At 40.3% G+C, this 12488-nt stretch carries 12 protein-coding genes; 5 read left to right on the top strand and 7 right to left on the bottom strand.

Translation table 11 applies throughout. The features are described 5' to 3' along the window. Positions 1–96 precede the first annotated feature (96 nt). On the top strand, positions 97–504 hold the full coding sequence (locus WFN33_RS08535) for a hypothetical protein (RefSeq protein ID WP_336952554.1): 408 nt from the start codon (positions 97–99) through the stop codon (positions 502–504). Here the strand turns inward: WFN33_RS08535 and WFN33_RS08540 are convergent. Further along, positions 464–1354: a LysR family transcriptional regulator gene (locus WFN33_RS08540; protein ID WP_336952555.1), complete on the bottom strand. Its 891-nt coding sequence runs from the start codon at positions 1352–1354 to the stop codon at positions 464–466. The two genes, WFN33_RS08535 and WFN33_RS08540, sit on opposite strands and share 41 nt — an antisense overlap. A gap of 123 nt (positions 1355–1477) precedes the next feature. Here WFN33_RS08540 and dkgB point away from each other — a divergent pair, with 123 nt between their 5' ends. Further along, positions 1478–2290, top strand: a complete 813-nt coding sequence (gene dkgB / locus WFN33_RS08545; protein ID WP_336952556.1) for a 2,5-didehydrogluconate reductase DkgB — start codon at positions 1478–1480, stop codon at positions 2288–2290. Positions 2291–2566: 276 nt separating this feature from the next. After that, the gene (locus WFN33_RS08550; RefSeq protein WP_336952557.1) at positions 2567–3742 is read left to right on the top strand and encodes an MFS transporter; all 1176 of its coding nucleotides are present in this window, start codon (positions 2567–2569) and stop codon (positions 3740–3742) included. A gap of 172 nt (positions 3743–3914) precedes the next feature. On the opposite strand, the gene WFN33_RS08555 is transcribed toward WFN33_RS08550, so the two are convergent. After that, entirely contained in the window at positions 3915–4565 is a 651-nt protein-coding gene (locus WFN33_RS08555; RefSeq protein ID WP_336952558.1) for an START domain-containing protein, read from the bottom strand. A 57-nt stretch (positions 4566–4622) separates the two neighbouring features. Beyond that, complete coding sequence (gene dapB, locus WFN33_RS08560) at positions 4623–5438, bottom strand: 4-hydroxy-tetrahydrodipicolinate reductase (protein WP_336952559.1); 816 nt, start codon at positions 5436–5438, stop codon at positions 4623–4625. 289 nt (positions 5439–5727) lie between these two features. Between dapB and WFN33_RS08565 the strand changes: the two genes are divergently transcribed. Further along, positions 5728–5919, top strand: a complete 192-nt coding sequence (locus tag WFN33_RS08565; RefSeq protein WP_336952560.1) for a hypothetical protein — start codon at positions 5728–5730, stop codon at positions 5917–5919. A 271-nt stretch (positions 5920–6190) separates the two neighbouring features. Then, positions 6191–6406: a hypothetical protein gene (locus WFN33_RS08570; RefSeq protein ID WP_336952561.1), complete on the top strand. Its 216-nt coding sequence runs from the start codon at positions 6191–6193 to the stop codon at positions 6404–6406. A gap of 80 nt (positions 6407–6486) precedes the next feature. Here WFN33_RS08570 and dnaJ read toward each other — a convergent pair whose 3' ends face one another. From dnaJ to WFN33_RS08590, 4 genes are all read right to left on the bottom strand, one after another. Then, positions 6487–7599, bottom strand: a complete 1113-nt coding sequence (gene dnaJ, locus WFN33_RS08575; RefSeq protein ID WP_004718844.1) for a molecular chaperone DnaJ — start codon at positions 7597–7599, stop codon at positions 6487–6489. A 92-nt stretch (positions 7600–7691) separates the two neighbouring features. After that, positions 7692–8069 carry a hypothetical protein gene (locus tag WFN33_RS08580; RefSeq protein WP_004718846.1) on the bottom strand — a complete coding sequence of 126 codons (378 nt, stop codon included), beginning with the start codon at positions 8067–8069 and terminating at the stop codon, positions 7692–7694. A gap of 136 nt (positions 8070–8205) precedes the next feature. Then, on the bottom strand, positions 8206–11352 hold the full coding sequence (locus WFN33_RS08585) for an efflux RND transporter permease subunit (RefSeq protein ID WP_336952562.1): 3147 nt from the start codon (positions 11350–11352) through the stop codon (positions 8206–8208). A 2-nt stretch (positions 11353–11354) separates the two neighbouring features. Continuing rightward, positions 11355–12455: an efflux RND transporter periplasmic adaptor subunit gene (locus WFN33_RS08590; protein ID WP_336952563.1), complete on the bottom strand. Its 1101-nt coding sequence runs from the start codon at positions 12453–12455 to the stop codon at positions 11355–11357. Positions 12456–12488 lie beyond the last annotated feature (33 nt).

Here is a 12488-nt window from a genome sequence, read left to right on the forward strand (position 1 = left end):
TTTAATATTTGTTGTATCTGTATCTATAAAGTTAACAGATTTATGCTTGTTTCACAGCCAATTTTTACAAACAAATTGATTTGAAAGGAGAAAAAAATGAGAACGATCGCTTTAATCAGTATTGTCTTTGGATTAACTGCTTGCCAACCTCAACACGTAAATCAAGCTGCTCAGAAACAACATTTTGTATGTAAATCTTTGATTGAAGGCTTTTTAAAAACACAAAATTTAGGTGAATATCAACTTGATCATTTAGAGCCAACTTTACATCAGACCGCACCTATCCGAAACTACCGCTACCATGCCAGCAGTGATCAGCGGATGAAAATTAATATTCCTGTGCAAAAAGACTTGGCGTTTAAATGCCTTCAGACAGCAAATGATCATTTTGAAATCCAATTGGTTAATCCACACCAACCCCGTAGCCAAACTTTACTGAGTCTGGATTTACCGCCACAAAAGACTATCGAAACTTTGACAGCTTTTGCGTTAAAAACTCAATAAATAAACGAACACGCTTTGGTAAATGTTCCTGTTGATAATACACTGCATGGATGTGTTGCTCGTAAAGCTCTATTTGATCTTCAAATAGAGCGATCAAGCGTCCTTGCTTTATATCTTTTAAAATCTCAAACTCAGACAATCTCGCAATTCCATGCCCGCGTAAACACAATTGGCGGACAGTTTCACCACTAGATGCTTTGATTTTTGGTTTGACAGTAAGCCTTTCTCCATTGACTCGAATCGGCCAAGTATTTAAACGACTGACTTTGCTAAAGCCAATTTGCGTATGATTTAAAATATCTTGCGGTGTCTCTGGATAACCATGTGTTGCTAAATATTCAGGACTGGCAACGATATATAACCGGCTTTTACACAACAAACGCGCATGTAAACTCGAATCATTAAGATCCCCAAAACGTATCGCAACATCTGTTTTATGTTCTAATAAATCGATGATCTGATCGTTACTGTTTAACTCTATTTCAATCTCAGGATACAATCGAGAAAACTCTTGCATCAATGGTGCAATCACGTGCAATACAAAAGGTGTCGCAGAATCCACACGAATCAGCCCAGATGTATCACTGTCAGATTTTAATAAAGCATCTTCTGCTTCATTGAGATCATGAACAATTTTTCGGGCTTTTGCTAAAAATAATTGCCCCTCTTGGGTCAATTTAAGTTTACGTGTTGTCCGCTCTAATAAAGTGACATTCAGTTTAGATTCAAGTCGTTGCAAGGCTCGACTTACACCTGAAGTGGTTTGTTCAAGATGCGTTGCTGCTGCAACAATCGAACCACTATCGACAATATTAATAAAAGCCTGTAATTCTTCGAGTGTAGATTTCATTGCTGCTAGCGCTCTGTTTATTGTTGATTTTTAGTCAACAACATTTTGCATATTCCTGTATTTTTCCGCAACAATTAAAGTAGCAAAATACACTCAATCTCAGAAAATAAAGTGAAATCCAGTATGACAAACATCGTTCCTCAATTTGGTGTAGGTACTTTCCGTTTAACAGGGCAAACTGTGATTGATTCGGTGAAAACAGCATTAGACGTTGGTTATCGTGCTGTAGATACTGCTCAAATCTATGGCAACGAAGCAGAAGTCGGTCAGGCCATTGCAGAAAGCCATATCCATCGTGATGATTTGTTTATCACAACAAAGATATGGACAGATCATTATCAAGCCGACAAACTTATTCCAAGCCTTAAAGAGAGCTTACAGAAGCTGGGTACTGATGCTGTCAACTTAACCTTAATTCACTGGCCTGCACCAAGTCTAGGAATTTCTGTTACAGAAATGATGCACAACCTGTTAGAAGCGAAAAAGCTGGGCTTAACTGAACATATTGGAATTTCAAACTTCAATATCGACTTATCGCAACAAGCCATTACTGCTGTAGGACTTGAAAATATTGCCACCAACCAAATTGAACTTAGCCCTTATTTACAAAATGATAATTTAGTGAGCTTTTTACAATCACAAAATATTGATGTGACCTCTTATATGACTTTGGCGTATGGCAAAGTTTTAAATGACCCAACGTTAACTGAAATTGCCAAACAACATCAGGCTTCTAGCGCTCAAATTGCATTGGCATGGGCGTTGCAGAAAGGGTTTGCTGTCATTCCGTCGTCAACTAAACGTGAAAACTTAATTTCCAACTTAAAAGCGCAAGAGATTCAATTATCTGCTGAAGAAATGCAATTAATCGCGCAATTGGAACGTAATGGCCGTGAGGTTGATCCTGAAAACTTAGCACCTCAGTGGGATGTTTAATTCGCCAATGGAGTAAAAGTGATTTAAAGCAGAACAAATCTTGGCTCAGGCTTTGATTAGCAAAGTTTGATTGCTAGGTTTTGCTTGCTAGGCTTCGAAATACACTTTACCCCTTTTGCTCATGGCTTAGCTTGCTTCGCAAGATTGTTTCTTGCGAAGCTTTATTTTGTCACTTCATCAAAATAACGGCTGAAAAGTAAAGATCGTCATTAACTTGATTGCTTGAACGCTGTTACACGCCATCATTTTCAATATGTTGTATATTTGAGATTTCTCATGAAATTAAATTTTCCCTTACTCGCCTTGGCCATTGGCGCTTTTGCAATAGGAACAACAGAATTTTCCCCTATGGGCTTTCTTCCCCAAATTGCAGAAAATTTGAATATTTCAATCCCAACCGCAGGTATGCTGATTACCGCTTATGCACTCGGTGTCATGATTGGTGCACCGTTTATGACCTTATGGTTTGGACGGTTTCCACGACGTAAAGCGCTTATTTTAGCCATGATTATTTTTACCATTGGCAATATTCTCGCTGCAATTGCTCCCAATTATTGGGGCTTAATGGCCGCTCGAATTCTGACCAGCCTCAATCATGGGGTGTTTTTCGGGATTGGTTCTATTGTTGCAACAAGCGTCGTACCTAAAGACAAACAAGCCAGTGCAGTTGCCACCATGTTTATGGGCCTCACCATTGCCAACATTGGTGGTGTGCCTTTAGCCACATGGGTTGGGCAGAATATTGGCTGGCGTATGTCATTTGCAGCAATCGCTTTACTCGGCGTGATTACCATGTTATCGCTATGGAAAGCCTTGCCTGAAGATAAAGCAAGCCAACGTCCAGATGTCAAAGCGGAATTAAAAGTGCTGACTCGGTTGCCTGTAGTTCTTGCATTGCTCACCACGGTGATGAGTGCAGGTGCAATGTTTACCCTATATACCTATATTGCGCCTAGCCTACAAAACATCACCCATGCAAGTCCGATGTTTATTACCTTGATGCTGGTACTGATTGGGATTGGCTTTTCAATTGGTAATCACTTAGGTGGAAAATTTGCAGACTTGTCACTGACCAAAACATTGACCAGTTTCTTACTGTTACTAATGGTGAGCATGTTGCTGTTTCCAATCCTGGCTCAAACTCAAATTGGTGCAGCATTGGCACTGATTGTCTGGGGAGCTGCAGCCTTTGCAGTGGTCCCACCTTTACAAATGCGTGTCATGTCTGTTGCTCATGAAGCACCTGGATTGGCATCCTCTGTGAATATTGGTGCATTTAATTTAGGTAATGCTTTAGGTGCAACAGCTGGTGGAGCAGTATTGAGTATGGGGATGAGTTATGCTGCAGTGTCTATTGCAGGTGCGGTACTCACAGCTTTAGGGTTAGTGCTAGTTTTTATTCAAATGAAAATGAATAAAGCATCTGTACGGCAGTATAGTCATTCAGCGTAGTGATTAACAATCGTCACAAAGACTACAAGTAACCTTTCTTTCTATATCAACACATTGAGAAAGGTTACTTTCAATATTTAAATGAGCGGAAAGATCTGCCAAGCATTATTTTTTCAAATATAGCGTTGTTTCGTCAGTAAGGTCTGCTTCTGGATTATTGATCTAATAACGCCTATTTTAAAATATCAGGCAAAGCTGTAAAGGGTTTATTCTTTGCCAATTCTGTTTTCATTTTCTGCAACATCTGATAAGGCTGCTGTTCAACCAAAATATTGGTTAAGCTTGCAGGAATAGAGCCTTCTGGATTGGCGTGTCCAGAGGTAATGACTTTGACTTTATTGGCACCCAGTTTTTGAAAGGTCCAATCACCTGAATAATCTTTTAAACGCACATAGTCAGGATTCACTGCTTTGCCTTGCTGAATCGCAGAGTTTTTAATAAAAATACTGCCATTTGCATCTTTAGACATGGTTCCTTTAACCACCATATCTCGATCTTTTAACGGAAAGGGGAAATCTAAAACCATATAAATGCTGAATTCGCCTTTTTTATCATCGCGAGATAACACTTCAGCTTTGGCAACATTGGGGACCCATTTCGGTGAGTTTTTGACGTCCAATACCAAAGCAACAGCACGATCAATCGGCACGTCTAATATTGTTTCAGCTTTATAAGACAACACAGAATTACTGGCATCCTTGTATGTCCATACCTGAACGTTATTCTTATTCAAACTTAATTTAGCATTGCTTGGTAAAGCAGCTTGTGTAGTCAGGCCAAAAGCACTGATTACACAAGCAAATAACATCACTGTTTTTTTCATTTTTGAATGTTCAAAATTTGACTAATTGTTTTAATTCTATCGCATCAGATTTTAAGCTTAAATATCATTTAAGCCTAAAACGTCTTTCATATCGTATTTTTTTGCATCTTTGCCGACAACCCAAGCAGCTGCACGTACAGCACCTGCAGCAAAATTCATACGATTCGTGGCTTTGTGTGTCACTTCCACACGCTCACCTTCGCCAATAAACATCACTGTATGTTCGCCTACAATATCACCACCACGAATCGTTTCAAAACCAATGGTTTCACGTTCACGTGGACCTGTATGCCCCTCACGACCATAGACAGCAACTTTCTTTAAATCACGCCCCAGTGTGTCAGCAACAGCTTCACCCATCATCAGTGCAGTACCTGATGGTGCATCTACTTTATGACGATGATGTGCTTCAATAATTTCAATATCCACAGTATCGCCAAATACTTTAGCTGCCAGCTCAAGTAATTTAATCGAAACATTCACACCCACTGAGTAATTTGCAGCATAGACAATCGGTGTCTGAGTCGCAGATTGATTTAACAGCTCTTTTTGTTGATCCGAAAAACCGGTTGTGCCAATCACCATCGCAACACCAGCAGCACTGCATAATTTTAAATTATGTTCAGTTGCAACAGGTGCAGTAAAATCAATTACCACATCCACATCGTTGAGGATCTCTTCTAAGTTGCCAACCACTTTAATCCCCACAGCACCAATTCCTGCAAGCTCTCCTGCATCTGCGCCAATTAATGTGCTTTCTGGACGCTCTACTGCAGCAGCAAGTTGAAAACCAGCTTGTTGTACAGCTTGAATCAATGTACGGCCCATACGGCCACCTGCACCTACAATACCAATGCGTGGAGCTGCTGACATACGTTATTCCTAAATCTGAATTTGAAAATTTGGCTCTACTATAACAAAACTCGGTTCTAAGACGACGTTTCAATATAAAAAAATACTGCAATCTTTTTGCTTGCTTTGGGATCTTGTGCGCTCATTGATCCAAAATAGCCTGAACGAATAAATAGATTAATTTTATAAAACATATCGATAAAACTTTGAAAAATTTAAAACTTTTCAAATCTATTTCATCAAAATGCAAGAATCCCACAGCAGACTACATGCCACGAATGAAAATAATATGGCTTATAAGGAGATCAATATGCATTCGAATAAAATGGCTTTCGCTCTGGTACTCGGCATGATCATGACAAATGTTTGGGCTGAATCAGCGCCTGCAACAACATCAGCAACAACTGAAGAAAAAACGCTTGCTCAACCCAATAGCAACACAGCATCTGAACCTCAAACAGAAGTCCGTGTTGAAGATATTGATGCACCAATCATCGAGTAATAATCACCTATTTTTCAGTGGTTGAGGGTATGTCCAATATCTTCGACCTGTCTTTTTAAATAGCTCAATTCAATTGTAATCATCATCATAAAAATCAGACGCTGCAGCTAAACATCAACACTTATTTTGTTTGTAAATCATCTAAAAAATTCTTGAAATGTGTATTAAATTACAGCTAAAAATAACTAAAAAGCAAAATTTAAATTTTCAGATCTATTAAACTAAAGACGCTTGGATGCAATCATAAAAAGCAAATATCAGAGGAAATATCATGCAACTCAAAAAAATCATTTTAGGATTGATGATGACTACAACTGTTTCACTCGTTTGGGCCGAAGACACCCCCCCGCCTACCGCTCCATCGTCAGAATCATCGATATCAGCAACAAATCCCGCGGTAATCCTCCCCCAAGATGATAATTCAATAGATGCTGCCCCGGACGACAACGAATTTGATTTATCACCATCGGATCAAGCATCAAAATAAAAAAACGGAGCAACAAGATCTGTTGCTCCGTTTTTACCTATTCAATGTTTAGCTTGCTAAATGAAAAGGTCTAAACTCAATTAGTCAAATAAACGATCGAAGAAAGATTTTTTCTTCGGTGACGATTTATTATCATCACTTTCCATCGTGGCTTGAAGTTCTTTCAATAGCTCACGTTGGCGGCTGGTCAAGTGTACAGGTGTTTCTACCACAATACGGCAAAGTAAGTCACCTTGCATACTGCTACGTACAGGTTTTACCCCTTTACCACGTAGTCGGAACATTTTACCTGTTTGTGTACCTTCAGGTACCTTCAAACTTACACGACCATCCAACGTTGGAATTTCAAGTTCTTTACCTAAAGCAGCATCTGCGATACTGACTGGCACATCCATATATAAGTCTGCACCATCACGTTGGAAAATATCGTGCTCACGCACTACGACTTCAACGTATAAATCACCAGATTGACCATCACGGATTGCTTCACCTTTACCGGTTAAGCGAACGCGATCACCATTATCAACACCTGCAGGAATAGTAACTTCAAGTGTCTGCTGACGATCTGATACACCTGAACCATGGCATTTGCTGCATGGATTTTTAATAATTTTACCTTGTCCACGACATGTACTACATGTCTGCTGAACAGAGAAGAAGCCCTGTTGCATACGCACTTGACCTGCACCATGGCAAGTCTTACAGGTTTCTACATCATTTGGATTTTTTGAACCTTTACCATCACACACATCACAAGGTGCTGGTGCAGTAAAGGTAATGGTTTTCTTAACGCCTCTCACCGCTTCTTCAAGCGTTAATTCCATAACATAGCGCAGGTCGGAACCACGACGCGCACGTTGCTGACCACGGCCACCACCGCCAAAAGCGCCACCAAAGATGTCACCAAACTGACTGAAAATGTCTTCGGCGCTGAAACCACCACCAAAGCCACCGCCGCCCATACCACCTTCAAAGGCGTTATGACCCATACGGTCGTACATGCTACGTTTTTCACCGTCAGAAAGAATTTCATATGCTTCCGCACATTCTTTAAACTTTTCTTCAGCTTCTGAATTGTCAGGATTACGATCTGGATGATACTTCATCGCCAACTTACGGTAGGCTTTTTTAATTTCATCATCACTAGCGGTTTTAGCAACACCTAAAACCTCATAATAATCACGTTTAGCCATGATTGGCGATGCTCCACAAAATTTGATAATACTTCTATGCAGAGTAAATTGGGGGCGATGTTATTTTTTACAAGCGTGAAATGTGGTTTTTTTTAAAAAACAGCTTTTTTCTGCAAATATTTAGTAAAACCTTTGAGCCATGTATTGAGTAAATATAACCACGCAATGGCGCTAAATACCACACCTGCCACAGTGCACGCTTTTACCCAAATGAAACTGTCCCAATAGAAAAAGATTAACGGAATAAACCATAGTGCAGCAAAGGCTGCCAAAATCAAAAAAATAAGAGCATTGCGCATAATCCACAACGCTTGCGCATGTATCCATACCTCTGCATTATCTGCCACTGCTACTTTACGTGCTAACCAATACGCCAACACGGCTGTAATCACCGTAAACAATGCGAGAAACATAAACAAATAAGAGCTCGTAATAAATTTACGATGCTGTTCTGGATTTGTTTGCCCCATGGGTGTTTTTGACCTCAAATTTATTGCATACCGATTTACTTATTATGCAATAAAATTTCCTATGTTATTTTCTGTTAAAGATTAAGTGCTACTATATTGAAGTTTTCAATTTTTCGCACCTAATATTCTCAACAATTTATGTATTTTCTGTAGTTTTTTTAATCTTAAACCAAGTCGCATACAGCGCTGGTAAGAAAAATAACGTTAAAAGTGTCGCAATAATTAAGCCGCCCATAATCGCCACTGCCATTGGTCCAAAGAAAATACTTCGAGAAAGCGGAATCATGGCCAATACAGCTGCCAAGGCGGTGAGAATAATTGGACGGAATCGACGAACTGTTGCATCCAAAATCGCATCCCATTGATTCTGCCCAGCTCGAATATCTTGTTCGATCTGATCAATCAAAATCAGTGAGTTACGCATAATCATTCCAGATAATGCAATAGTACCTAGCATTGCCACAAAACCAAAAGGCTTATTGAATAAGAGCAGGAATAAAACCACCCCAATTAAACCTAAGGGCGCTGTCAAAAATACAATGAATGAGCGAGAGATACTCTTTAACTGAAGCATCAGCAAAGTAAAAACCACCGCAAGGAATAATGGCATACCTGCATTCACAGAGGTTTGCCCTTTTGCGGACTCCTCTACCGCGCCACCAACTTCTAGCAAATAACCACTTGGTAATGTTGTACGAAGCTGATCCATTTTTTCAGCCAGTTCATTGACTACGGTTGCAGGCTGTAACTTTGTTCGAATATCTGCACGTACGGTAATGGTCGGTAAACGATTGCGGTGCCAAATCAAACCATCTTCAAATTTATATTGAAGTGTAGCGATTTGCGCCAAAGGTACGGTGGCGCCTTTACTTGTTGGAACAGCAAGACTGGATAATGCTTCAACATTGACACGTTCGGCTTGATCTCCTCGGATACGAACATCAATCAGCTCACGTTTTTCACGATATTGATTGATAATTGCACCCGATATTGAACTGTTTAAAAAATTCGCCAAATCTTCTGAGGTCACACCCATTTGACGGGCACGGTCTTGATCAATCACTAACGAAATAATTTTACTTTGCTCACCCCAGTCCAAATGAACATTTGCGGTATTTGGATTTTCACTAACCAGTTGAGCAACTTTTTGTGCTTCCTCACGAACAACTGCAATATCTTCACCCGATACACGAAATTGCAATGGATAGCCGACTGGAGGACCATTTTCTAATAAAGAGACACGGATACGCACCTGTGGCAATAATTGGCGGATTTGCGTATCTAAGGATTTACGAATTTCATCACGATCATCCAGTGAAGATGCTAAAACCACAAATTGTGCAAAACTGGCTTGCGGCATTTGTTGATCTAAAGGCAGATAGAAGCGTGGTGTACCTGTCCCAACATACGCAACATAATTATCAATGCCCTTTTGCTTGGATAAAAATGCCTCAACTTTCTTCACTGCATCTTCAGTTGCAGTCAGTGATGCACCTTCTTCTAGTTTTAAATCGACCAAAATTTCGGCACGGTTTGAAGACGGGAAAAATTGTTGTGGTACAAACTTAAACATCACCACAGACAGGACAAATACCCCAACCGTAATTGAAATGACGGTTTTTCTATAAGTCACACACCAGTTCACCAACTTTCGAAAGCTTTGATAAAATTTAGATTGATACGGGTCAAAATGTTCACCGTTATGATGAATCACAGGCTGAGGTTCTGGTTGCTTGCGTAATCTTGCCAAAAGACGCTGATACCACGGAGCTTTTTGCGGTGTTTTGTTAAAATCTGGAAGTAATTTATCTCCTAGATATGGAACGAAAACCACAGCAGCAATCCATGAGACAACTAAGGCAATCGTGACCACTTGGAAAATAGACCGGGTATATTCACCTGTACTTGAGGCGGCTGTAGCAATAGGTAAAAAACCAGCTGCAGTAATTAATGTTCCTGTCAGCATTGGAAATGCGGTACTGGTCCATGCAAAACCAGCGGCCTTCATCCGGCTATAGCCTTGCTCCATTTTGATGGTCATCATTTCGACGGCAATGATGGCATCATCGACCAACAACCCTAAGGCCAGAATCAAAGCTCCTAGAGAAATCTTATGTAAGCCAACATCAAATAAATTCATTCCCGCAAAAGTCATCGCAAGCACCAGTGGAATCGAAAATGCCACCACCAAACCTGTACGAAAACCAAGCGAAAAAAAGCTCACCAATAAAACGATAATGACCGCTTCTGCAAGAACTTTGACGAATTCATGAATACTACGTTGTACAGCCACCGGCTGATCTGAAACTTTTTTCAGCTCCATACCTAAAGGCAGTGATTTTTGTAAGGTTTTAAATTCAGTTTCTAAGTTTTTACCCAGTGCGATGATGTCACCACCTTTACGCATAGAAACTGCTAGACCAATCCCATTCTCGCCCATAAAACGCATGCGAGGTTGTGCAGGCTCACTAAATCCACGATAAATTTCAGCAACATCGCCCAGTTGAATAGTTCTGTTTCCCACCAACAATGGCATTTTTTTCAAATCATCTACACTTTTTAAAGCACCACTGACTCTTACTTGAATACGGTCAGTGCCTGTTTCAAAAAAGCCCGCACTGGTTACACTGTTTTGCTTTGCCAAGGCTTCTTGGATTGCAGTAACTGGTACACCCATTTGCACGGCTTTGGTGTTGGAAAGTTCAATCCAGATTTTTTGATCTTGTAGGCCCACCAGATTGACTTTACTGACATCTTTTACCCGTTGTAAGCGAAGCTGCAAACGGTCTGCATATTCTTTTAAAGTAGCATAATCAAAATCTTTACCAGTTAAGACATAGATATTACCGAAAGTGTCCCCAAACTCATCATTAAAGAAGGGCCCCTGAACACCGGAAGGTAACTGTGTTTTGATATCACCTACTTTTTTACGTACTTGGTACCATACATCTGGAATTTGGTTAGATTTTAATGAGTCTTTTGCCATAAACATGACCATTGACTCACCAGGACGCGAGTAAGCCATAATCTTGTCATACAGCCCTGTACTCATCAGTTCTTTTTCTATTTTATCAGTAACTTGTAAAGAAACCTCTTGAGCTGTTGCACCTGGCCAATAAGTTTGGATGACCATGACTTTAAAGGTAAATGGAGGATCTTCACTCTGAGAGAGTTTTGAGTAGGAAAATAAACCCACAATACCCAGCAAAATCATAAAATAAAGTACTAATCCTTTATTTTTGAGTGCCCATTCTGACAAATTAAAGGAGTTAAATGGACTCATGATCATGCTCCTTTTTGAACAGTTACAGCACGATTTTCACGGTCTACTGGGTTTATTTTTTGCTTTTCACGAAGTAAATGTACCCCTCCTACAACCACCCATTGTCCAGGATTTAACCCTTTCACGACAGTAACATTGTCACGACCATAGCTGCCTAAAGTCACGGAAACCTTATGAATGGTTTGGTCTGGATTCAGTGCCCAAATATAGGCTTGATTGTTATTTGCCGAGACGCTAGATAAAGGTACACTCAATACATTTTGAATATTTTGATTAAAGAATACCCGCGCACTTTGCCCAAGTTGAATCGCGGACTGCCCTTCTTTTAAAGCCACTTTGACCATAAATGTACGTGACTGATCGGCTGCTGGAGAAATCTCTCGAACATAGGCAGCAAATCGATCTTGAGGTTTAGACCATAAAGTTACCCATGCATTTTGACCGACTTTAATCTCTGCAATAGCTTGTTCAGGGACACCTATCACCACTTCACGATCCCCATCAATCGCCAGCTGGTATGCCGCTTGTCCTGCTGAAATCACTTGTCCAGTTTCAATATTACGTTGGGTAATCACCCCATTTTTATTGGCTATCAATTGGTTATAGCCGGTTTGATTGGCGCTCACATCATAATTGGATTGGGCTTGTTTTAAACTTGCCTGAGCAGAATCATATTGATTTTTGACTGAATCATATTGTGAGCGACTCACAGCATTGATCGGTAAGAGTTGCTGAAAGCGTTTAAATTCATCTGCTGCGGCCTTGGCCGCAGATTGCGCACTTTCAAGTTGTGCTTTGGCTGAGTTCAATTGTAGCTGGGCATCTTTCACATCAAGCTTTGCTAAGACTTGACCAACTTTGACACGAGCACCAACATCGACATAGCGTTCTGTAATTTGTCCCCCGACACGGAATGCCAATGCTGTTTGCTGTCGAGCTTGGACATCCCCCGCATAACTTTTTTGATCTTCATGTGATGTTGCAGGTTGGGTTACCATCACCAAGGGAATTTGTTCCGCTTCAGGTGCTGGTTTGCTACACCCCACTATTGTTACACTACACAATACCAATAGGCTCGTGATCATTAAATTTAAACTACGCATAGGCAAGGCTCTTAATCAAATGCATTTTTTCGG

The sequence above is a fragment of the Acinetobacter sp. AS167 genome (genome assembly GCF_037152175.1).
Lineage (GTDB): Bacteria > Pseudomonadota > Gammaproteobacteria > Pseudomonadales > Moraxellaceae > Acinetobacter.

Coding starts and splice junctions, on each gene's coding strand:
- WFN33_RS08535 (WP_336952554.1), top strand. CDS start 97: ATGAGAACGATCGCTTTAATCAGTATTGTCTTTGGATTAACTGCTTGC.
- WFN33_RS08570 (WP_336952561.1), top strand. CDS start 6,191: ATGCAACTCAAAAAAATCATTTTAGGATTGATGATGACTACAACTGTT.
- dnaJ (WP_004718844.1), bottom strand. CDS start 7,599: ATGGCTAAACGTGATTATTATGAGGTTTTAGGTGTTGCTAAAACCGCT.
- WFN33_RS08565 (WP_336952560.1), top strand. CDS start 5,728: ATGCATTCGAATAAAATGGCTTTCGCTCTGGTACTCGGCATGATCATG.
- dkgB (WP_336952556.1), top strand. CDS start 1,478: ATGACAAACATCGTTCCTCAATTTGGTGTAGGTACTTTCCGTTTAACA.
- WFN33_RS08540 (WP_336952555.1), bottom strand. CDS start 1,354: ATGAAATCTACACTCGAAGAATTACAGGCTTTTATTAATATTGTCGAT.
- WFN33_RS08550 (WP_336952557.1), top strand. CDS start 2,567: ATGAAATTAAATTTTCCCTTACTCGCCTTGGCCATTGGCGCTTTTGCA.
- WFN33_RS08580 (WP_004718846.1), bottom strand. CDS start 8,069: ATGGGGCAAACAAATCCAGAACAGCATCGTAAATTTATTACGAGCTCT.
- WFN33_RS08555 (WP_336952558.1), bottom strand. CDS start 4,565: ATGAAAAAAACAGTGATGTTATTTGCTTGTGTAATCAGTGCTTTTGGC.
- WFN33_RS08590 (WP_336952563.1), bottom strand. CDS start 12,455: ATGCGTAGTTTAAATTTAATGATCACGAGCCTATTGGTATTGTGTAGT.
- WFN33_RS08585 (WP_336952562.1), bottom strand. CDS start 11,352: ATGAGTCCATTTAACTCCTTTAATTTGTCAGAATGGGCACTCAAAAAT.
- dapB (WP_336952559.1), bottom strand. CDS start 5,438: ATGTCAGCAGCTCCACGCATTGGTATTGTAGGTGCAGGTGGCCGTATG.